Consider the following 19,833-nt stretch of genomic DNA (forward strand, 5'->3'; position numbering starts at 1 on the left):
GGTGGCCGGGGGCGCTGACGGGCGGAGCGGGGCACTCTCCGGCAGGCTGGTCAGATGAGTGTGTGGCAGCTCGTCGCCGTGGGCCTGGTCCTGCTGCTGGGTCTGGTCGGGGTGCTGGTGCCGGGCGTGCCCGGTCAGGCGATCGTCTGGGCGGCGGTGCTGTGGTGGGCGCTGACGGACATGACGCCGGCCGCCTGGGGCGTCCTGATCGGCGCGACGGCGCTGATGCTGCTGAACCAGGCCCTCAAACCGCTGCTGCCGCCGCGCCGCCCGGGTGAGTCGGGGGCGCCCCGCCGAACCCTGATGATCGGCGGGATCGCGGGGATCGCGGGCTTCTTCGTCGTGCCGGTGGTGGGCGGGATCCTCGGGTACGTGGGGGCCATCTTCGGCGCGGAGCGGCTGCGGCTGGGCAGTCGCGGCGCGGGCTGGGCGTCGGTGCGCTCGGTGATGCGGGCGACGGGCTACGCGGTGCTGGTGGAGCTCTTCTGCTGCCTGCTGGTGGCGGGCGCCTGGCTGGGCGCGGTGCTCTGGGCCTGACCGGAGCGCCCCCGCGGCCGGGGCCGGTCCGGCACCGCCGCTTCCCCCGCTTCCCGATGGCGCGCGGCGTAGGAGCGCCACGGCCGCCACCGCTCCGCGCCCGGCGTTCCGTACGGGTCCACGTCGGGGTCGCCGAGCGCCCGCATCCGGATCAGCGCGGCGGTGCGCCGGCCGATCCCGGGCAGCGTCAGCAGCGTCCGTTCCGCCTCGTCCCGGTCGGCCCCGGCGTCCAGCCGCAGCCGGCCGTCGGCGAGCGCGGCGGCCAGGGCCCGCAGCGCCGGGTCCCGCGCGGCGCCGGCGAGCACGTCCGGCTCCGGGAACACATGGGTGAGCCCGCCGCACGGCACGTCCAGCACCTTCCCGTACCGCTCGACCAGTTCCCCGGCCTCCGCGCGCCCCACCAGGGTCCGCACCGCGGCCTCCTCCGGGTCGGCCGCGCCCGGCGAGCGCAGCCCGGGACGGGCGGCGACCAGCGGGGCGAGCCGGGGGTCGGCGGCCAGCGCCTCGTCCACGGCGTGCGGATCGGCGTCCAGGTCGAACAGGCGGCGGACCCGCTGGACGGCGGTGGTCAGGTCGCGGAGGTCGGTGAGCTGGATCCGGGCCTCCAGCCAGGGGCCGCCGGGCGACGCCTCGTCGACCGCGACGAGCCCGGTCCCGTACGGCAGCCGGAGGGTGCGCCGGTAGGCGCGGCGGCCGGGCGGGCCCACCGTCTCCTCCACGCGCGCGACCGCCTCGGCGGCCAGCAGGTCGAACAGGGCGGTGGCGGCGTACGGACCCCGGTGGGCGAGCCGCAGCGGGATCCCGGCCCGCATCCCGGCGCGGCGTCCGCCGCCGAGCCCGGTGCCGGCCTCGGCCCGCAGGGCGCTGGGGGTCCGGGCGTAGATCTGCCGGATGGTGTCGTTGAACTGCCGGACGCTGGCGAACCCGGCGGCGAAGGCGATCTCGGTGACCGGCAGCCCGGTGGTCTGGAGGAGCACCCGGGCGGTGTGGGAGCGCTGGGCCCGCGCGAGCGCGACGGGTCCCGCGCCCAGCTCGGCATTGAGCTGGCGCTGGACCTGCCGGGCGCTGTAGCCGAGCCGCCCGGCGAGTCCGGGGACGCCTTCGCGGTCCACGACGCCGTCGCCGATCAGACGCATGGCCCGGCCGACGACGTCCGCGCGGACGTTCCACTCGGCCGAGCCGGGCACGGCGTCCGGCCGGCAGCGGCGGCAGGCCCGGAACCCGCCTGCCTGGGCCGCCGCGGCTGTGGGGTAGAAGCAGACGTTGGCGCGCTTGGGTGTGACGGCGGGGCAGCTCGGCCGGCAGTAGATGCCGGTGGTCACGACGGCGAAGAAGAACGCTCCGTCGAACCGTGCGTCGCGGCTGCTCACCGCCTCGTACCTGGTCCGTTCGTCCATCACACCGTCCAGTGTGCGGCAGCCGGGGCCGCCGCACTCGCGGAATTCGGACGTCGAACCAGGAGGGACCGGCCGGCCGGGCCGGGCCCCGGCTACCGCACCCGGCCGCGCTTGGCCTGCACGGCCGCGCGCCCCTCCGCGCCCTTGCGCTTCCAGTCCCGCAGGATCTCGGCACGCACCCGGGCATCGGTCTTGGCGACGATCCGCTGGTTCTCCCGGATCAGCTTGCGGTAGCTGTCGAGCCGCCGCTCGGGCAGGCTGCCGTCCGCCAGCGCGCCGAGGACCGCGCAGCCCGGTTCGGCCTCGTGGGCGCAGTCGTGGAACCGGCACCCCGCGGCCAGCTCCTCGATCTCGGCGAACACCTCGCCGACCCCGGTCGCGGCGTCGAAGAGGCCGACCCCGCGCAGGCCGGGGGTGTCGATGAGGACGCCTCCCTGCGGCAGGAGCAGGAGGTTGCGGGTCGTGGTGGTGTGCCGGCCCTTGCCGTCGACGTCGCGGGCGGCCTGCACCTCCATCACGTCCATCCCGAGCAGGGTGTTGGCCAGGGTGGACTTGCCCGCTCCGGAGATGCCGAGCAGCACGCTCGTACCGCCGGAGACGACGGCCCCGAGGATGTCGAGCCCCTCGCCCGTGGTGGAGCTGACGGGCAGCACCTGGACGCCGGGGGCGATCGCCTCGATGTCCTGGACCAGGTGGGACACGGTGACCGCGTCGGGTACGAGGTCGACCTTGGTCAGCAGCACGATCGGCTCAGGGCGGTGGCCCGTGTCGTGTCCGTCGCCGAGCAGCGCGGCGCCGCCGGAGCTGGACAGGGCGAGCGCGAGGAAGCGCTCCAGGCGGCCGAGGTCCAGCTCGACGGCGAGCGAGACGCAGATCGCGATGTGGTCGATGTTGGTGGCGAGCACCTGCCCCTCGGACCGCTGCGAGGAGGTGGAGCGGACGAAGGCGGTGCGGCGCGGCAGCAGCGCGCGGACAAAGCGCGGGTCTCCGTCCGCGTCGAGGGCGACCCAGTCGCCGGTGCAGACGATCCGCATCGGGTCACGGGGCACCACGAACGCGGTGTCGGCGCGCACGGGGCCGTCGGCGGTGATCACGTCGCACAGACCGCGATCGACCCGCACGACCCGTCCCGGCACGAGCCCCTGCTGGGCGTACGAGGAGAAAGCAGCCGCCCAGTTCTCGTCCCAGCCGTACGGAGTCAGCGGGTGCGAGGAAGAAGGAGCGGAGAGAAGCGAGGAGGACAAGGGAAACCCTTCACAGGGTGGCCCCGGCACGCGCGCTCGGCGCGAAAGTGAGAGAGAGGTAGGTCAGCCGGTGGCCACGGGGATGAGGACGATGCTCTTCCGGTTGTGGGCAGTGCCCATCGCAACGACAGTCATCAATGTCCTCACCTCCTGGTTCCGCTGGCTTCCGTACGTCTCCGCACGGCTGCGTGCGGAACGGTGATCACCCTAGCCCGCCCCCCGGGAGCAGCGTCAACAGGTTTTCCGGAAGCCCCCGGTAGAGGGGCCGGGAGCGATCCGGATCCGGGCATCCGCCGGAGTTACCCGTAGATCTCCCTCGATCGGGTGATACGCATGCATAAGGCCCGGTCCGGGGCCGTTAGGGTGCCGAGCATGACCACACCCCAGGCCCCCACCGGCACGTTCACACCGGCCCAGTTGGGCACCCAGATCCTGATCGGCTGGAGCGGCCGGCAGCCCGACGCCGACCAGGACACCGCCTTCCTCCTCGCCTACTCGCTGGGCGACGGGCGGGACGGCCCGGAGGTCGGCAGCGAGGCCATGCGCGCGGCTCTGGAGCGCGCGGGCCTCCATGTCGGCGGCTCGATCCAGGACGCGGCCGAGACCCCGAGCATCCAGGCGAAGCTGCTCGTCCAGGCGGGGCGGGCCGTTCTGACGCTGCCTCACCTCACGGCGCAGTACCCCGCCCCCGCGGAGTGGCTGGCCGCCGCCCAGGCGCAGGGTCAGGTGTACGGGATGTTCGCCACCAGCCCGTGGCCGGAGGCTCTTCCCGGGCAGCCGGTCGGCGAGGACCGGCTGCGGGCCTTCGCCGCCGACGAGCAGGTCGTCCGCACCGCCGCCCACTGCCTGCTCCCGGTCCGCACCCTGGGCTGAGCGGCACTCCGCCACCCCGCGCCCACGGGCGAGGCCCACCACCCCCCGTGGAGTGGTGGGCCTCGCCCGTGGGCGCCCCACGCAAGCAAGGACGGGCGGCCCGGAGTGTGATCTCCGGACCGCCCGTCCTCGGTACGTCAGTTGTTGCCGACGCCGTTGCCCGAGAGGACCGGGATGTCGTCCAGGACGTGCGACAGCGGCTCGTCGCCCTTGGCCTGGGTGGAGTTGTCGGCGCACTGCTGGTTCTGCGGGTTGGACAGGACGTTGATGTCCTGGACCGCGATCGGCACGACGCCGACGAGCGAACCGACGTTGGCCTTGGCCGGCAGGCCGATGCAGAGCTTGTTCAGCGTGCCCTGCACGAGCTGGTTCTGCGGGCTCCAGTCGCCCTTGGTCTCGGCGTTGCCGAATTCCTGCTCGGCGCCGTTGCCGTTGACCGTGGTGGTGCCACCGTCGTTGCCGATCGCCATGGCCGTGGGAGCCGCAGCTGCGGACAGACCGAGCAGGGACACAGCCACTGCCGCGCCGGCCATCATCTTCTTCATCAGACTTCACCTTTCGGAACGTCCCGTTGTGGAACGTACTGATCAACCGACGCGGACCCCGATCGGTTGCGCAGTACCACTCAAATGGGTTCGATCCGGCGCAAGGTCGACGCCGTCGTTCACGTCCCGGCGCCCTCGTCCGACGAGCGGGCCGCCGGGACGAGGCCACTGCGGGGAGCGGCCGGCTGCCGGGGGGCTTCCGATGGCCGGGGGGCTTCCGGCAGGGGGTCGTGACCGGCCGCCCGCCACTCGGCGACGAGCCGGTCGTAGATCGGCGTGCCGCTCGGTGCGGGCTGCTGCTCTCTGCTCTGCGGGGGCTGACTGTCGTACGGATCCATGAAGATGCTCTACCCGGGCGGGCACGGACCGTCAGCAGGTGCTGCGGCATCCGGCCCAACCGCCGCCGCCCGTCCGCCGTCCCCCGTCTTCGCGCGGGATGCGCCGGTGCATGCCGAAGGGCCAGCCCGTCCGGTCCGGCGAAGAACGGTCGCCGTACGGAGGGCTGGCCCCGGGGTCATGCCGCGTGGCGTCAGTTGTTGGCGACGCCGTTGCCCGAGAGGATCGGGATGTTGTCCAGGATGTGCGACAGAGCCTCGTCACCCTTGGCCTGGGTGGAGTTCTCGGTGCACTGCTGGTTCTGCGGGGAGGACAGGACGTTGATGTCCTGGACCGCGATCGGCACGACGCCGACGAGCGAGCCGAGGTTCGCCTTGGCGGGCAGGCCGATGCAGGGCTTGTTCAGCGAGCCCTGGATGAGCGCGAACTGCGGGCTCCAGTCGCCGTGGGTGGCGGAGTTGCCGTAGGCCTGCGAGGCGCCGTTGCCGTTGATCGACGTGGTGCCGCTGTCGTTGCCGATGGCCATGGCGGAGGGGGCGGCCGCAGCGGAGGCACCGACGACCGAGGCAGCGACGGCTGCCGAGGCCATAATCTTCTTAATCATGAAAAGCCCTTCTGGATGAAACGTGTGCCCGCCTGTCCGGAGCGATCTGATCAACTCGTCCCGGCGGGATCTGGTTATGCCCATTCACTCGAACGATGCTTTTCCTGCCAGGCGTCCACGAGAACGGGGACGGGCACCGGAGGAATGGGATCGGCGAAAGAGCCGGTGGAACTTCCGTCCCCGGGCGGTCAGCCGCCGATGGGCACTCCGCCGAGCAGCGGGGCGGCTTCCCCGGCCACACCGGTGGCCTCGCCCGCCAGCTTGCCGACCGTGCCGTCCTTCGAGACCGTCTCGGTGGTGTCGCCGACGGTCTCGACCAGCGGGTCCACGACCTGCGGGGCACTGGCCATCACCTGGTTGAGGCCGCGGTCGAGGCTGAAGTTGGGGGCCATGGCGTCAGTAGCGGCGAAGGCGGGGGCCGCCGCTCCGAGGGCGGCCACGGAACCGGCAACGAGCGCTGCGGTCTTCGCGTACTTCACTTGGGGGATCCCTTCTGCGCGGCATCTGTTTCGGTCACGTTCCCGTGCCGCACACAAGCTTTCTTTACCTGTGACTTCTGCCGCTTTCTCCCTGAATAACGATCCGGCCGCATTCGGGAAACTACGGGGCGACGGTTTTCTCCGACGCCGTTCACGGAGCCCGTCCCCGAGGTCGGCTGCGAGCCGGTCGACGAAAAGGGCCCCGGACGGCATAAGCCGTCCGGGGCCCACCGGTGACGGGCGCTCGGCCCGGCCGGTCAGGGGGTCACTTGTTGATGCAGGTGTTGCCGAAGGCCGGGTTCAGCGCACCGATCACGTTGACGGTGTTGCCGCAGACGTTGACCGGAATGTGGATCGGGGCCTGGAGGACATTGCCCGACAGCACGCCCGGGGAGTGCGCGGCAATGGCCTCGGCGCCCGAGTCGGCCATGGCCGGCGCGGCGGCGCCCATCGCCATGAGCGTTCCGGCGGCGACGGCGGCAATCTTGGTGTACTTCACTTTTCGTCCCTTTCCTCGGCGGAGTCCGGTGCGGTCACGACGTTCGTGCCGCCCGAGCCGGGTCCTGATCGCTCGTGACTCCGGCGCTGTCTTTCGTAACGATGAACGTCCGGAATCGAAACTCTCCCGGGAGCGTTTTTCCGGAGAACCGCCCGAATGCCGCATGGTCCGGCCCCGTGGACGGGCACGGAATTGCGCGGGCCGGCCGCTTCCGGTATTCCCGGGACAGCAGCGGGCCCGAGCCGCTCGGTGGAGGAACGCCGAGGGCTCGGGCCCGGGTATATCAGCCGTATCAGCCGTTGTTGGCGCCGTTGCCCGAGAGGATCGGGATGTCGTCCAGGATGTGCGACAGAGCCTCGTCACCCTTGGCCTGGGTGGAGTTCTCGGTGCACTGCTGGTTCTGCGGGGAGGACAGGACGTTGACGTCCTGGACCGAGATCGGCACGAGGCCGACGAGCGAGCCGGCGTTGGCCTTCAGCGGCAGACCGACGCAGGGCTTGTTGAGCGAGCCCTGGACCAGGCCGAACTGCGGGCTCCAGTCGCCGTGGGTCTCGGCGTTGCCGAAGGACTGCGAGGCGCCGTTGCCGTTGACCGAGGTCGTGCCTCCGTCGTTGCCGATCGCCATGGCCTGCGTCGCGCCGAGACCGAGGATGGAGGCGGCGACAGCGCCCGTAGCCAGAACCTTCTTGATCACGATTAACCCTTCTCGTACTGATTGCCCCGCGGCGGAGCCCCCTGGTCAACTCACCAACCGGCGTTTGGTTCCGCCCATTCACCCGAATGCCGGATACGGGGGCGACCCCTCCTCTGTTCGTACGGCTGCCTGTTCGTGTGCCTGTTCGTGAAGAAAATGCGCACACCCCTCCGCCCCTTTCGTCCGAACGGATGAACGATGGCCGGCGGCCGTGACGGCGCGACTTACCCGGAGAGGGCGTTTGCTCGCGGTCAACTCCAGGCGAGTACGGCTGGGTTGGCGGTGAATCGTTTTTCTTGCTCGGCGAACCGGGATGTGCGGGATCGACGGACACCACCCGTTCGGGTGATTACACATTTTCTACGCAATTCCAAGTTTCCCGCACAACCCTGAGTCGTTATGGCAGTCGTCCAGCGCGCATGTGTTTACAGCTTTCACTCTGGCTTCCCGTGGGATCCGGCTGTGCAGCGGCTCCGCCCGACGGCTGCCCGCTCTCCGCGCGCGAAGCACCCACGCGATGTCCTCGCGAATGTCCTAAGAAAGGGCAAGTAATGCGACAGGTACTGAACAGAAGCATGATCGTCATGGCGGCCGCATCGGGCCTCCTGGCCGCGGTGGGCGGCACCGCGCACGCCGACGCGTCGGCCGAGGGGGCGGCCGTGGGTTCGCCGGGGGTCGGTTCGGGCAACGCCGTGCAGGTGCCGGTGCACGTCCCGGTCAACGTGTGCGGCAACACCGTCAACGTGATCGCCCTGCTGAACCCGGCCTTCGGCAACAAGTGCGTGAACGCCGACGGCCCGAAGCACCATCACCCGCCGGTGGACCACCCGCCGGTCGACGAGCCCCCCGTGGACGAGCCCCCGGTGGACGAGCCGCCCGTCGACGAGCCGCCGGTGGACGAGCCCCCGGTCGATGAGCCGCCCGTGGACGAGCCGCCGGTCGATGAGCCGCCGGTCGATGAGCCCCCCGTGGACGAGCCGCCGGTGGACGAGCCCCCGGTCGACCAGCCGCCCGTCGACGAGCCCCCGGTCGACCAGCCGCCGGTCGACGAGCCGCCGACCGACACTCCCGGTACCGACACCCCCGGCTCGGACACGCCCGGGTCCGGCACGCCCGGGTCCGGTACCCCGGACGCGCACCTGGCCGACACCGGTGCCGCCGACCTGGGCCTGGCCGCCGGCGCGAGCGCCGCGCTGCTGCTCGGCGGCGCCGTCCTGATGCGCCGCACGCGCAACGCACGGGACTGACAGACCTCCCTCGGGAGAAATGAGGTCCGGCCGGACAGCGGGGACTGTCCGGCCGGACCTTCCGTGTGCCCGGTGGCCCGTTCCCCCGGGGCTCCGGGCGCGGTGATGGAACGATGGCCGGGGCACCGCGCACCGCGCGGAACGCCGGAAAGCCGGCGGGACGACGGGAAGGACCGGGGACGTGGCAGCAGCGTTACGCATCGGGGTGATCGGCGGCAGCATCGCGGGGTGCGCGGCGGCCGTCGCGGGCTCGCGGGCCGGGGCGGACGTCACCGTGTACGAGCGGAGCGACGCCGAGCTCCAGGACCGGGGGTTCGGCATCGTGATCCCGCCGCCGCTGCACGCGGAGCTGGTCGGGTCCGGCTATCTGGACGCGACGATGCCGACGGCCCCGGTGGGGACGCGGGTCTGGCTGACCCGGGAGCCGGGCGGCCGCTCCGCGCGGGAGCTGGCCCGGCAGTCCTCCCCCGTGACCCCGTGCAACTGGGGGCTCCTGTGGCGGTCGCTGCGCGCGAGTGCCGGAGCCGTGCGCTATCTCCGGGGGCAGCCGGTGCTCTCGGTCGGCCGGGGCGGATCGGGCGGGGCGGTGATCACCACGGCGCGGGGCGAGGAACCGTACGACGTGGTCGTGGGCGCCGACGGGCACGCGTCGGCCACCCGGCAGCTGGTCGCCCCGGGGCTGCGGCCGGAGCCCGCCCCGTATCTGGTCTGGCGCGGCGCGATCCCGCTCGGCGCGCCGGCCGGGCTCCCCCGGGAGCTTCAGCTGCTGCGCAGCGCGTGGGTGACCCTGGGTTTCCCCGGTGGGCACGGCATCTTCTACCTGATCCCGGGCGGCCCGCAGGACGGCGACGGGAGCAGCGGTGAGACCAACCGGCTGCTCGCGTACGCCATTTACGGCCGGCCGCCCGAGGGGGTCGACCCCGGACCGTATGTGCACGACCTGGCGGAGGAGCACTTTCCGGCGGCGTGGGCGGACATCGTCGCGCGGGGCGGACGCCGGGCGGCGGCCTGCCACCCCGTCGCCGATGTGCGGGCTCCCCGGGTCGCCCGCCCGCCGCTGCTGCTGGCCGGGGACGCGGCCGGGGTGACCAGGCCGCACACCGCCACCGGCGCGGTCAAGGCACTCCAGGACGCCCTGTGCCTGGAACGGGTGCTCCGTGAAGGGGGGCGGCAGGACCTCTCCGCCGCGCTGGAGCGGTACGCGGACGAACGCACGGCGGCGGGCGCCCACCTGGTGGAGCTGAGTCGCCGGATGGGACGCGCCCTGGTCGAGGAGACTCCCCACTGGCCGGCGATGGGGCAGGACGAGGTGGACGCCTGGTTCCGGGGGGTGCTGGCCGGGACGCGGCACTATCTCTACGAGGACGCGGCCGCGGCCACGACGGATCCGGATGCGAGCAGGGGGACGGACCCGGGCACGGGGGCGACCGTCGTCCGGTGAGGCGGGGCGCCCCGAGTGCCGTCAGTCCGCGATGCGTTCGAAGATCGCGGCGAGGCCCTGGCCGCCGCCGATGCACATCGTCTCCAGGCCGTACCGGGCCTCGCGGCGGTGGAGTTCGCGGGTGAGGGTGGCGAGGATGCGGGCTCCGGTGGCGCCGACCGGGTGGCCCAGCGAGATGCCCGAGCCGTTGACGTTGATCCGCTGGTCGTGGTCCTTCTCGCCGAGGCCCAGCTCCCTGGTGCAGGCGAGCACCTGGGCGGCGAACGCCTCGTTCAGCTCGATCAGGTCGAGGTCGGCGAGGGAGAGGCCCGCCCGGTCCAGGGCGGTGCGGGTGGCCGCGACGGGGGCGATGCCCATCGTCGCGGCGGGGACTCCGGAGCGGGCGAAGGAGACCAGGCGGACAAGCGGGGTGAGGCCGAGGCGTTCGGCGGTCTCGGCGCTGGTGACCAGGCAGGCGGCGGCCGCGTCGTTCTGGCCGCTGGCGTTGCCCGGGGTGACGGTGGCGTCCGGGTCGGTCTTGGCCATCACCGGGCGGAGGGCGGCGAGTTGTTCGGCGGTGGTGTCGGGGCGGGGGTGCTCGTCGGCGGTGATGACGCTCTCGCCCTTGCGGGTGCGCACGGTGACGGGGACGGTCTCGGCGTCGTAGCGGCCCTCGGCGGCGGCGCGGGCGGCGCGCTGCTGGGAGCGCAGGGCCAGGGCGTCCTGATCGGCGCGGCTGATCCCGTGCTCCCGGCGCAGGTTCTCCGCTGTCTCGATCATGCCGCCGGGGACCGGGTGGTTGACGCCTCCGGCGGTGACGCGGCCCCGGGCGAGTGCGTCGTGGAGCTGGAGGCCGGGGCCCTTGATGCCCCAGCGTCCGTCGTGGGTGTAGTAGGGGGCGGCGCTCATCACGTCCACGCCGCCCGCGATCACGACGTCGCTGAACCCGGCCCGGATCTGCATCGCCGCGTCCAGCACCGCCTGGAGGCCGGAGCCGCAGCGGCGGTCGATCTGGGAGCCGGTGACCGTGGTGGGCAGCCCGGCGTCCAGGGCGGCGACCCGGCCGATGGCGGGGGCTTCGCTGGTCGGGTAGGCGTGGCCGAGGATCACCTCGTCGACCCGGGCGGGGTCGATGCCGGTCCGGGCGACGATCTCCGCGATGACGTGTGCGGCCAGCGCGGCCGGTGTCTGCTGGGCGAAGGCCCCGCCGAAACGGCCGATGGGGGTGCGCAGGGGTTCGCAGATGACGACGTCGAGCGGCACGACGGGGCCTTTCCTTCAGGGCGACCAGGGCGACAGGCGGGGCACGGGTGGTGGGGTGACCTTCGCATCCGGTGACTGAGCCGGTCCAATACCGGATGTGCCCGGTACCGAGAGGCCGGGCGTCTCAATCGGTGCTCCGTCCGGTCCGCGTACCGGTGTCGGCAGGGCGTCCCGGGCGACGGCGAGCACCGCGTGCAGGGCGGCGGAGGGGTTGTCGGCGCGCCAGGCCAGGGCCGCCTGGCGGCGGATGGGCGGTCCGGTGAGGGGCCGGTAGACCAGCCCGCTCTGCTGGATGTGGCGTACGGAGGTGACCGTGAGGGTGACGCCGACCCCGGCGGCGACCAGCGCCATGATCGTGTACGAGTCGGGGGCCTCCTGGACGACGCGCGGGGTGAACCCGGCGCTCTCGCAGGCCTCGGTCATCGCGTCGCGCACGGTGGAGCCGGTGTTGGCGGGGAAGGAGACGAACGGTTCGTCGGCCAGCGCGCCGAGCGGCACCGCCTCGCGCCGGGCGAGCGGGTGGTCGAAGGGCAGGGCGCACAGCAGCTCCTCCTCGTCGATCACCCGGTGGTCCACTCCCGGCCGGTTCACCGGCAGCCGGACGAAGCCGAGGTCGAGCGAGCCGTCGGCGACCCGGGACAGCGCGACGTTGGCGTACGTCTGGCCGGTCATGACGAGTTCGAGCCCGGGGTGTGCGGCGCGCACGGCGCGGGTCAGGCGGGGCAGCGTCTCGTGGCTGGAGGCCCCGGCGAAGCCGATGGTGATCCGGCCGTACTCGCCCCGGCCGGCGGAGCGGGCGGCCCGCACGGCGGTGTCGAGGTCGTCGAGGACCGTGCGCGCGGGTTCGAGGAAGGCCTCCACCGCGCCGGTGAGCCGGACGGAGCGCGTGTTGCGGCGGAAGAGCTGGACGCCGAGCTCCTTCTCCAGCCGGCGGATCTGCTGGCTCAGCGGCGGCTGTGCCATCTGGAGGCGCTTGGCGGCCCGGCCGAAGTGCAGTTCCTCGGCCACGGCGAGGAAGGCTTTCAGGTGGCGCAGTTCCATCCGGGTCCTCGCCCTCTTCCGGCCGGGTGAGAGCTCTGGCATCTCAATGCGAGCCTAATTCGGTATTGGACACCGATCAATGGCCCCTGACACGGTGGGGCGACCTGTACACCGACGCCGGGGAGCGCTGTGGAACGGACGGCGGGCAAGGTCGTGTCGCTGCGGGAGGCCGTCGCGCGCTTCGTGCGCGACGGGGACACCGTGAGCCTCGAAGGGTTCACCCACCTCATCCCGACCGCCGCGGGCCACGAGATCATCCGGCAGGGCCGGCGCGGTCTCACCGTCGTGCGGATGACGGCGGACATCGTGGTGGACCAGATGCTGGCGGCCGGCTGCGTCGCGCGGCTGGTCTCGTCCTTCGTGGGCAACTCCTCCGCCGGTTCGCTCGGTGAGCTGCGGCGGCGGATCGAGCGGGCCGATCCGGAGCCGCTGGCGTTCGAGGAGTACAGCCACTACGGGATGGTGTGCCGGTATCTCGCCGGTGCGCAGCGGCTGCCGTTCTATCCGCTGCGCTCGTACGCCGGCAGCGATCTGCCCTCGGTCAACCCGGGCATCCGCAAGGTGACCTCGCCCTATCCGGGGCCGGACGGGCAGGCTCCCGAGCAGATCTACGTGGTGCCGCCCGTCAGCCCGGACGTGACGTTCGTCCACGCGCAGCGCGCGGACCGCCGGGGCAACACCCAGATCTGGGGTCTGACGGGCGTTCAGGCCGAGGCGGTGTACGCGGCGGACCGGGCGGTCGTGGTGGTGGAGGAGCTGGTCGACGACGAGGTGATCCGCTCGGACCCGAACCGCACGCTGATCCCGGCGCACGCGGTCGACGCGGTGGTGGTCTGCCCGCGCGGGGCGCATCCCTCGTTCGCGCAGGGCTACTACGACCGGGACAACGCCTTCTACCGGTCCTGGTCCGCGATCAGCGGGGACCCGGTGCGGCTGCGGGAGTGGCTGGCGGAGTGGGTGTACGGAACGGCCGACCACGCGGAGTACGCGGCGAAGCTGGGCGAGGAGTTCTGGGCGGGGCTCGCGGTCGGCGAGGCGCTGAGCGAGCCGGTGAACTACGGGCGGCGGCTGTGAGCGGCCCGAGCCCGGCGGCAGCGGGCCGCGCCGCCGGGGCCGTCACCTCCTCCGAGCTGCTGTCCGTCGTCGCCTCGCGTGAACTGGCCGGCCGCCGCACGGTGTTCGCGGGCATCGGGCTGCCGACGCTCGCGGCCGAGCTGGCGCGGCTCACCGTCGCGCCGGACATGGAGGTGGTGTACGAGTCCGGGGTCTGCGGGGCGCACCCCTCCCATCTGCCGGAGACCATCGCGGACGCGGTCCTGGTCACCGGGGCCGAGGCGGTGGTGTCGATGCCCACCCTGTTCGGCTCGGTGCTCCAGGGCGGGCACATCGACGTGGGCTTCCTGGGGGCCGCGCAGATCGACCGGTGGGGCAGCCTCAACACCTCGGTGATCGGGGAGTGGGACGGCCCGTCTGTGCGGCTGCCGGGTTCCGGGGGCGCGGTGGAGGTGATGGCGAACGCCCGGGAGGTCTTCGTGGTGATGCGCCGCCACACGCCCCGCTCGTTCGTCGGCGTCCTGGACTTCTGCACCACGCCGGGCCCGGACCGGGCGCTGGCGGACGGGATCCGCCCGCTGGGCGTCGGCGTCACCCGGGTCGTCACCGAGCTGGGCGTCCTCGCCCGTGACGGCGTCGGGGACGAGCTCCGGCTGGTTGCCGTGCATCCCGGGGTCACCGTCGAGCAGGTCCGGGCCGCGACCGGCTGGGATCTCCGGACGGCGGGCCGGGTCGCGACGACGGACCCGCCCGACCCCGCGGAGCTGCGGCTCCTGCGGGACGATGTCGATCCGAACCGGGTGTACCTGCGCTGAAGAGCCGTGTCCGCCTCCACCGAAGAACCACGTCTGTCTCCGCTGAAAGGTCTTTCACCGCCATGCGTATCAGGATCGTCGGAGCCGGGGCCATGGGCCGCGGTATCGCCCAGTGGGCGGCGAGCGCCGGACACACCGTCGAGCTCGGGGACGTACGGCCCGAGGCGGTGACGGAGGCCCTGGACTTCGTCGCCTCGATGCTGGACCGGGCGGTCGCCAAGGGCCGGCTGTCCGCTGCCGAGCGGGACGGGGCCGTGGCCCGGCTGGTGCCGCTCGCCGAGCCGTGGGCGGCGGGCCCGGAGGTGGAGCTGGTGATCGAGGCCGTACGGGAGGACCTGGCGACCAAGGCCGAGGTGTTCGGGCGGCTGGAGCGGGCCCTGCCCTCATCCGCCGTCTTCGCGACCAACACCTCCTCCCTGTCGGTGACCCGGATCGCCACGACGCTCCAGGACCCCTCGCGCCTGGCCGGCCTGCACTTCTTCAATCCGGTGCCGCTGATGAGGATCGTCGAGGTGGTGCCGAGCGCGGCCACCCGGCCGGACATTCCGGCCCTGCTGACCGAGCTGGTGGAGGGCTGCGGGCACCGGGCGGTCACGGTCGCCGACACCCCCGGCTTCCTGGTGAACCACGCCGGGCGGGGGCTGGTGACCGAGGCCCTCGCACTGCTGGAGGAGTCGGTGGCGGGCCCGGCGGAGATCGACCGGATCGCCCGGGACGTCCTGGGGCTGCGGATGGGCCCCTTCGAGCTGATGGACCTGACGGGTCTCGACGTGACGGCCGCGGTGATCGACTCGATCTGGCAGGGCTTCCGGTACGAGGACCGGCTGCGCCCGTCCTTCCTGACGCCGAACCGGGTGGTGGCGGGGCTGCACGGCCGTAAGACGGGCCGGGGCTGGTACGCGTACGGCGACGGGGCGGCCGGCCCCGCACCGGAGAGCGCGGTCACCGGGGACGCGGATCGCCCGGTGTTCCTGGCCTCGGGCGGGCGGCCGGGGACGGCCGGGTACGAGGAGAGCCTGGCCGGTGCGCTGGAGGCCGCGGGGGTGCGCGTCGAGCGGGGCGCGGGGCCGTCGGCGGGGGCCGTGGTGCTGGTGCCCGTCTGGGGGACGCCGGTGTCGGCGGCGGTCGCGGAGGGCGCGCTGCCCCGGGAGCGTACGTTCGGCGTCGAGGTGCTGCCGGCGGCGGGGCGCAGGCGGGTCCTCGCGGTGACGGCGGCCGGCGATCCGGCGGCCGCCCGGGACGCGCGTGCCGTGCTGGCGCGGGCGGCCGAGGGCGGGGAGCCGTACGCGGTGTCGGTCGTGCGGGACACGGCGGGCTCGGTCGCCCAGCGGCTGCTGTCCTCGGTCGTCGCGGTCGGCTGCTCGATCGCGGAGCGCTCGCTCGCCGGGCCCGCCGACATCGATCTGGCGGTGACCACCGGGCTCGGCTATCCGGTCGGTCCGCTGGCCTGGGGCGAGCGCGTCGGGGCCGTGCGGATGCTGGAGCTGCAACGGGCGCTGCACGCGACGACGGGCGACCCGCGCCACCGGCCGACGCGGTGGATCACGGAGCGCGCCGCCCTGGGTCTCGCGCTCACCGATCCGGGGACCTCGCCCGCCGACTGTCTGGGCTGAGGGCGGGCCAGGCGTGGCCGGGCGACCGATTCGTCCAAGACGGCGGGGCGGTGCGCGCCTACGGTCGGAGGCATGACTCCACGATTCGACGCCATCGGCATCATCACGGCGGACCTGGCCGCCTCGCTCGCCTTCTACCGCCGGCTCGGCCTGGACATCCCCGCCGGGGCGGAATCCGCACCCCATGTCGAAGTGGCCCTGCCGGGCGGGCAGCGACTGCTGTGGGACACGGAGGAGGTGATCGCCTCGTTCGATCCGGGGTGGCAGCGGCCCTCGGGCGGCGAGCGGCTCGGGCTGGCGTTCGTCTGCGACAGCCCGGCGGAGGTGGACGCGGTGTACGCGGACCTCGTCGGGGCCGGGTACACGGGCCATGCGAAGCCCTGGGACGCGGTGTGGGGGCAGCGCTACGCGGTCGTGCTGGACCCGGACGGCTGCGGGGTCTCGCTGTTCGCCTCCGCGTCCCCCGCCGCGAAGTAGGCCCCGAGCGTCGTCCCGGCGAGGTCGCGCATCTCGCGGGCCAGGTGCGCCTGGTCGGCGCAGCCCGCCGCGGCGGCCGCCTCGGCGTACGGCAGCCCCGCGCGGACGAGGGCCAGGGCGCGCTGGAGGCGGAGCACCCGGGCCAGGGTCTTGGGGCCGTAGCCGAACGCCGCCAGGGAGCGGCGGTGCAGCTGGCGGGCCCCGAGGCCGACCTCGGCGGCCGTCGACGCGATGGACCTGCCCCGCCGCAGCCGGTCGGCGACGGCCACCGTGAGCGGGTCGGGGGGGCCGGTGTCAGCGGTGCGGCCCAGGGCGAAGTCCTCCAGGGCGGCGGTGGGGTCGGCGGCCCGGTCGATGTGCTCGGTGAGGGCGCGGACCGTGGAGCGGGACCAGAGCTCGGCCAGCTCGACCCGGTGGTCGCGCAGCTCGTACGCCGGTACGCCGAGCAGCACGGGGGCGGTTCCGGGCGCGAACCGGATCGCGGCGCAGGGGCCCCGGTCGTGCGGGTCGACCTGGAAGGCGTGGGTGTCGGGCCCGGCGACGATCAGGCGTCCGGCGGTCCAGATCAGGTCCACGCAGCCGTCCGGCAGGACGGACCGGGCGGGCAGGTCCGGGCCGGGCGGTACGTCCACGGTCCACAGGACCGCGCCGTCCAGCCTGGAGGGCCGTTCCTGGTAGCGCTGGTGTTCCCGGGGCATGTCTCCACGCTAAGGGCTGGGCCGGCGGGAGGGCGGTTCGCCGGCCTCCCGGCTCTCCCTGCCCTCGCGGCTCTCCCTGCTCTCCTTCGTGTCCTTGGGTTCCTTCTCCCAGGTCGCGTGCAGCCGGGACTTCACGTCGTCGGGCGGCAGGAAGCGGGACCAGCGCTCGGGGAACTCGGAGGGCATGTACGCCGGGCCGTCGTCCTCGTCCTCGTCGTCGTCCGCGCCCTCGTAGCCGGCCGAGCGGGTACGGGCGACGAACTCGGCGGCCTGCGCGGCCCGGACGCGTTCGGTGGCCTCGCGGGCGGCGGCCGTCGCGAGCGAGGGCCACACCCGGTCGATGGCCGCGTTGACCGCGGCGCCGACCAGAACCGCGAAGGCGGAGATGCCGATCCACAGCAGGACGGCGATCGGCGCCGCCAGGGAGCCGTAGATGGTGGGGCCTTCGACCGTGTTGGTCAGGTAGATCCGGAGCAGGAAGCTGCCGAGGACCCACATCCCGAGCGCGACCAGAGCCCCGGGGACGTCCTCGATCCAGGGCGAACGCACCGGCACGGACACGTGGTAGAGCGTCGTGAGGAAGGCGACGGTCAGCAGCATCACGAGTGGCCAGTACAGGACGGCTATGACCTCGGTGCCCCAGGGGACGAACTCGACCACCCGGTCCGGGCCGACGACCAGCAGCGGCAGCACCACCGCGCCGAGCAGCAGGGCGACGACGTACAGCAGGAAGGCGAGCAGCCGGGTCTTGACGATGCCGCGGTGGCCGTCGAGTCCGTACATCACGGTGATGGTGTCGATGAAGACGTTCACCGCGCGGGAGCCGGACCACAGGGCGATGGCGAACCCGATGGAGATGACGTCGGGGCGGGCCCCGGTGGTGACGTCGGCGAGCAGCGGTTTGGCGAAGTCGTTGACCCCGCGCTCGGAGAGCACCGTCTGGGCCGCGGAGAGGATGTTGCGCTCGATGGAGGCGACCGTGGTGGTGGTCGTCCACTCGTCGACGTAGCCGAGGAGCCCGATCATGCCGAGCAGCAGCGGGGGCAGCGAGAGCAGGGTGAAGAACGCCGCCTCGGCCGCGAGGCCCAGAATGCGGTACTCGATGCACGAGTTGACGGTGTCCTTGAGCAAGTGCCACGCCATCCGTCGCTTGGAGACGTTGCGGTAGAGCACTCGCGCCCGGTGGAGTCGGCCCGGTGGCCGCTCGGGTGTTTCCTTTGCTGCCTGCACCTCCTTACCGTAGCGGCATGGCAGCCACCACCCACACAGTGACCAATCAGGTTCCGCCGCTGGTCGGCTATGACGTCTTCGCCGCCGACCGGGCCCTGTCCGAGGCCGTCGAACGGCACATCGAGCCCGGCGTGCTGCCCGTGGCTCTGGAGGAGCTCGGCGAGCTCGGCCGGTCCGCGGGCTCCGCCCAGGCGCAGGAATGGGGTGCGCAGGCGAATGCGTATCCGCCCGTACTGCGCACCCATGACCGTTATGGGAACCGCATCGACGAAGTCGAGTTCCACCCGTCCTGGCACCGGCTGCTGAGCCATGCCGTGTCGGCCGGGCTGACGGACGCCTGGGGCCGTCCGGCCGGTCATGTCCGGCGTGCGGCGGGGTTCCTGGTCTGGACCCAGGCCGAGGCGGGGCACGGCTGCCCGCTGTCGATGACGCATGCCGCGGTGCCCGCGCTGCGGACCGATCCGGCGCTGGCCGCCGAGTGGGAGCCGCTGCTGACCTCGCACACCTACGGGGAAGGGCTGCGGACCCCGCGGGAGAAGGCCGGGGTGCTGTTCGGGATGGGCATGACCGAGAAGCAGGGCGGCACCGACGTACGGTCCAACACGACCCGGGCCGAGGCGCTTTCCGGCGACGGGGAGTATCTGCTGACCGGGCACAAGTGGTTCTGTTCGGCGCCGATGTCGGACGGGTTCCTGGTGCTGGCGCAGGCGCCGGGCGGGCTGAGCTGCTTCCTGGTGCCGCGGGTGCTCCCGGACGGCACGCGCAACGTGTTCGCGATCCAGCGTCTGAAGGACAAGCTGGGCAACAGGTCGAACGCCTCCAGCGAGGTCGAGTTCGACGGGACCTGGGCCCGCCGGGTCGGCGAGGAGGGGCGCGGGGTGCGCACCATCATCGAGATGGTGGCGGCCACCCGGCTGGACTGCGTGGTGGGTTCGGCGGCGCTGATGCGGCAGGCGGTGGCGCAGGCCGTCCATCACAGCGCGTATCGCAGCGCGTTCGGCGGGCTGCTGATCGACAAGCCCCTGATGCGCAACGTCCTGGCGGATCTGGCGCTGGAGTCGGAGGCGGCGACGGTGCTGGCGATGCGGCTGGCCTCGGCGTACGACACGGACACCGAGGAGGAGCGCGCCTTCCTGCGGCTCGCGGTGCCCGCCGCGAAGTACTGGGTCACCAAGCGCTGCACCGCCGTGGTGGGCGAGGCCCTGGAGTGCCTGGGCGGCAACGGGTACGTGGAGGAGTCGGGGATGCCCCGGCTGTTGCGCGAGGCGCCGCTCAACTCGATCTGGGAGGGCTCGGGCAATGTGCAGGCGCTGGACGTGCTGCGGGCGCTGCAACGGGAGCCGCGGGCGCTGGACGCGTTCCTGCGCGAGGTCGGCCGCGCGCGCGGAGCCGATCACCGGCTGGACGCGGCGATCAAGGACCTGCTGACGGAGCTGGCCGACCTGGAGGGCGTCGAGGCGCGGGCCCGGCGGCTGGTGGAGCGGATCGCGCTGGTGCTCCAGGGCTCGCTGCTGGTGCGCTGGGCTCCGCCGGAGGTGGCCGACGCGTTCTGCGCCTCACGGCTCGGCGGGGACTGGGGCACGGCGTTCGGGACGCTGCCGCACAGTCTGGATCTGGCCTCGGTCGTGGCCCGTGCCCGGCCGGCCGCCGGGTAGCGACCGCGGGGGAAAAGCGACGGAGGGTGGTGCTGCGCCGACACGGCACCACCCTCCATGCTTGTGCAACACCGGGCGACCGGGACAGGCCCGGCGCACAGTGTTCTGCCACT

At 73.1% G+C, this 19,833-nt stretch carries 21 protein-coding genes; 9 read left to right on the forward strand and 12 right to left on the reverse strand.

The window, feature by feature from the left end; genetic code table 11:
- Window positions 1–54 precede the first annotated feature (54 nt).
- The gene (locus tag ACH4UK_RS20305) at window positions 55–537 is read left to right on the forward strand and encodes a DUF456 domain-containing protein (protein WP_398358091.1); all 483 of its coding nucleotides are present in this window, start codon (window positions 55–57) and stop codon (window positions 535–537) included.
- Here ACH4UK_RS20305 and ACH4UK_RS20310 read toward each other — a convergent pair.
- Window positions 462–1,934, reverse strand: a complete 1,473-nt coding sequence (locus tag ACH4UK_RS20310) for a DNA-3-methyladenine glycosylase 2 family protein (protein ID WP_398358527.1) — start codon at window positions 1,932–1,934, stop codon at window positions 462–464. The genes ACH4UK_RS20305 and ACH4UK_RS20310 overlap by 76 nt on opposite strands.
- Before the next feature lie 92 nt (window positions 1,935–2,026).
- Complete coding sequence (gene rsgA / locus ACH4UK_RS20315; RefSeq protein WP_398358093.1) at window positions 2,027–3,178, reverse strand: ribosome small subunit-dependent GTPase A; 1,152 nt, start codon at window positions 3,176–3,178, stop codon at window positions 2,027–2,029.
- Window positions 3,179–3,550: 372 nt separating this feature from the next.
- Here rsgA and ACH4UK_RS20320 point away from each other — a divergent pair, with 372 nt between their 5' ends.
- Complete coding sequence (locus tag ACH4UK_RS20320; protein WP_398358095.1) at window positions 3,551–4,051, forward strand: DUF5949 family protein; 501 nt, start codon at window positions 3,551–3,553, stop codon at window positions 4,049–4,051.
- A 137-nt stretch (window positions 4,052–4,188) separates the two neighbouring features.
- On the opposite strand, the gene ACH4UK_RS20325 is transcribed toward ACH4UK_RS20320, so the two are convergent.
- The 6 genes from ACH4UK_RS20325 to ACH4UK_RS20350 form a co-directional block, all read right to left on the reverse strand.
- Window positions 4,189–4,596: a rodlin gene (locus tag ACH4UK_RS20325; RefSeq protein ID WP_398358096.1), complete on the reverse strand. Its 408-nt coding sequence runs from the start codon at window positions 4,594–4,596 to the stop codon at window positions 4,189–4,191.
- A gap of 119 nt (window positions 4,597–4,715) precedes the next feature.
- Window positions 4,716–4,934: a hypothetical protein gene (locus tag ACH4UK_RS20330; RefSeq protein ID WP_398358098.1), complete on the reverse strand. Its 219-nt coding sequence runs from the start codon at window positions 4,932–4,934 to the stop codon at window positions 4,716–4,718.
- A 191-nt stretch (window positions 4,935–5,125) separates the two neighbouring features.
- Window positions 5,126–5,536, reverse strand: a complete 411-nt coding sequence (locus ACH4UK_RS20335) for a rodlin (protein WP_030625334.1) — start codon at window positions 5,534–5,536, stop codon at window positions 5,126–5,128.
- Between the two features lie 188 nt (window positions 5,537–5,724).
- Window positions 5,725–6,015, reverse strand: a complete 291-nt coding sequence (locus ACH4UK_RS20340) for a hypothetical protein (RefSeq protein WP_398358100.1) — start codon at window positions 6,013–6,015, stop codon at window positions 5,725–5,727.
- Window positions 6,016–6,280: 265 nt separating this feature from the next.
- Window positions 6,281–6,514, reverse strand: coding sequence for a chaplin (locus ACH4UK_RS20345; RefSeq protein WP_398358102.1), 234 nt, complete (start codon window positions 6,512–6,514; stop codon window positions 6,281–6,283).
- Window positions 6,515–6,806: 292 nt separating this feature from the next.
- Complete coding sequence (locus ACH4UK_RS20350) at window positions 6,807–7,208, reverse strand: rodlin (RefSeq protein ID WP_030625336.1); 402 nt, start codon at window positions 7,206–7,208, stop codon at window positions 6,807–6,809.
- Between the two features lie 551 nt (window positions 7,209–7,759).
- On the opposite strand from ACH4UK_RS20350, the gene ACH4UK_RS20355 reads away from it, so the two are divergent.
- Both ACH4UK_RS20355 and ACH4UK_RS20360 read left to right on the forward strand, forming a co-directional pair.
- Window positions 7,760–8,455, forward strand: a complete 696-nt coding sequence (locus ACH4UK_RS20355; RefSeq protein WP_398358103.1) for a chaplin family protein — start codon at window positions 7,760–7,762, stop codon at window positions 8,453–8,455.
- A 181-nt stretch (window positions 8,456–8,636) separates the two neighbouring features.
- On the forward strand, window positions 8,637–9,896 hold the full coding sequence (locus ACH4UK_RS20360; RefSeq protein ID WP_398358105.1) for an FAD-dependent monooxygenase: 1,260 nt from the start codon (window positions 8,637–8,639) through the stop codon (window positions 9,894–9,896).
- Window positions 9,897–9,917: 21 nt separating this feature from the next.
- Here the strand turns inward: ACH4UK_RS20360 and ACH4UK_RS20365 are convergent, their stop codons facing one another.
- Window positions 9,918–11,138: an acetyl-CoA C-acetyltransferase gene (locus tag ACH4UK_RS20365; RefSeq protein ID WP_398358107.1), complete on the reverse strand. Its 1,221-nt coding sequence runs from the start codon at window positions 11,136–11,138 to the stop codon at window positions 9,918–9,920.
- A 15-nt stretch (window positions 11,139–11,153) separates the two neighbouring features.
- On the reverse strand, window positions 11,154–12,179 hold the full coding sequence (locus ACH4UK_RS20370; RefSeq protein WP_398358109.1) for a LysR family transcriptional regulator: 1,026 nt from the start codon (window positions 12,177–12,179) through the stop codon (window positions 11,154–11,156).
- Between the two features lie 129 nt (window positions 12,180–12,308).
- Between ACH4UK_RS20370 and ACH4UK_RS20375 the strand changes: the two genes are divergently transcribed.
- The 4 genes from ACH4UK_RS20375 (at window position 12,309) to ACH4UK_RS20390 (ending at window position 16,137) form a co-directional block, all read left to right on the forward strand.
- A complete protein-coding gene (locus tag ACH4UK_RS20375) occupies window positions 12,309–13,253 on the forward strand; it encodes a CoA transferase subunit A (protein ID WP_398358111.1) in 945 nt (314 codons plus the stop codon).
- Window positions 13,250–14,047 carry a CoA-transferase subunit beta gene (locus ACH4UK_RS20380; RefSeq protein WP_398358113.1) on the forward strand — a complete coding sequence of 266 codons (798 nt, stop codon included), beginning with the start codon at window positions 13,250–13,252 and terminating at the stop codon, window positions 14,045–14,047. Before ACH4UK_RS20375 ends, ACH4UK_RS20380 begins: the two co-directional genes overlap by 4 nt.
- Before the next feature lie 62 nt (window positions 14,048–14,109).
- A complete protein-coding gene (locus tag ACH4UK_RS20385) occupies window positions 14,110–15,660 on the forward strand; it encodes a 3-hydroxyacyl-CoA dehydrogenase NAD-binding domain-containing protein (protein ID WP_398358114.1) in 1,551 nt (516 codons plus the stop codon).
- A 72-nt stretch (window positions 15,661–15,732) separates the two neighbouring features.
- Window positions 15,733–16,137: a VOC family protein gene (locus ACH4UK_RS20390; RefSeq protein WP_398358115.1), complete on the forward strand. Its 405-nt coding sequence runs from the start codon at window positions 15,733–15,735 to the stop codon at window positions 16,135–16,137.
- Here ACH4UK_RS20390 and ACH4UK_RS20395 read toward each other — a convergent pair.
- The gene (locus ACH4UK_RS20395; RefSeq protein WP_398358116.1) at window positions 16,065–16,835 is read right to left on the reverse strand and encodes a DUF6597 domain-containing transcriptional factor; all 771 of its coding nucleotides are present in this window, start codon (window positions 16,833–16,835) and stop codon (window positions 16,065–16,067) included. The two genes, ACH4UK_RS20390 and ACH4UK_RS20395, sit on opposite strands and share 73 nt — an antisense overlap.
- A gap of 9 nt (window positions 16,836–16,844) precedes the next feature.
- Complete coding sequence (locus tag ACH4UK_RS20400; protein WP_398358528.1) at window positions 16,845–18,008, reverse strand: YihY/virulence factor BrkB family protein; 1,164 nt, start codon at window positions 18,006–18,008, stop codon at window positions 16,845–16,847.
- A gap of 74 nt (window positions 18,009–18,082) precedes the next feature.
- Here ACH4UK_RS20400 and ACH4UK_RS20405 point away from each other — a divergent pair, with 74 nt between their 5' ends.
- Window positions 18,083–19,720: an acyl-CoA dehydrogenase family protein gene (locus ACH4UK_RS20405; RefSeq protein WP_398358117.1), complete on the forward strand. Its 1,638-nt coding sequence runs from the start codon at window positions 18,083–18,085 to the stop codon at window positions 19,718–19,720.
- The last annotated feature ends 113 nt before the right edge of the window (window positions 19,721–19,833 follow it).

Source organism: Streptomyces sp. NPDC020884 (assembly GCF_044333935.1).
Classification (GTDB): domain Bacteria; phylum Actinomycetota; class Actinomycetes; order Streptomycetales; family Streptomycetaceae; genus Streptomyces.

Bases quoted from the DNA above. Each gene is read 5' to 3' on its own strand.
- ACH4UK_RS20325 (WP_398358096.1), bottom strand. From the start codon at position 4,596: ATGAAGAAGATGATGGCCGGCGCGGCAGTGGCTGTGTCCCTGCTCGGT.
- ACH4UK_RS20305 (WP_398358091.1), top strand. From the start codon at position 55: ATGAGTGTGTGGCAGCTCGTCGCCGTGGGCCTGGTCCTGCTGCTGGGT.
- ACH4UK_RS20370 (WP_398358109.1), bottom strand. From the start codon at position 12,179: ATGGAACTGCGCCACCTGAAAGCCTTCCTCGCCGTGGCCGAGGAACTG.
- ACH4UK_RS20405 (WP_398358117.1), top strand. From the start codon at position 18,083: ATGGCAGCCACCACCCACACAGTGACCAATCAGGTTCCGCCGCTGGTC.
- ACH4UK_RS20335 (WP_030625334.1), bottom strand. From the start codon at position 5,536: ATGATTAAGAAGATTATGGCCTCGGCAGCCGTCGCTGCCTCGGTCGTC.
- ACH4UK_RS20395 (WP_398358116.1), bottom strand. From the start codon at position 16,835: ATGCCCCGGGAACACCAGCGCTACCAGGAACGGCCCTCCAGGCTGGAC.
- ACH4UK_RS20355 (WP_398358103.1), top strand. From the start codon at position 7,760: ATGCGACAGGTACTGAACAGAAGCATGATCGTCATGGCGGCCGCATCG.
- ACH4UK_RS20330 (WP_398358098.1), bottom strand. From the start codon at position 4,934: ATGGATCCGTACGACAGTCAGCCCCCGCAGAGCAGAGAGCAGCAGCCC.
- ACH4UK_RS20385 (WP_398358114.1), top strand. From the start codon at position 14,110: ATGCGTATCAGGATCGTCGGAGCCGGGGCCATGGGCCGCGGTATCGCC.
- ACH4UK_RS20310 (WP_398358527.1), bottom strand. From the start codon at position 1,934: ATGGACGAACGGACCAGGTACGAGGCGGTGAGCAGCCGCGACGCACGG.
- ACH4UK_RS20390 (WP_398358115.1), top strand. From the start codon at position 15,733: ATGACTCCACGATTCGACGCCATCGGCATCATCACGGCGGACCTGGCC.
- ACH4UK_RS20320 (WP_398358095.1), top strand. From the start codon at position 3,551: ATGACCACACCCCAGGCCCCCACCGGCACGTTCACACCGGCCCAGTTG.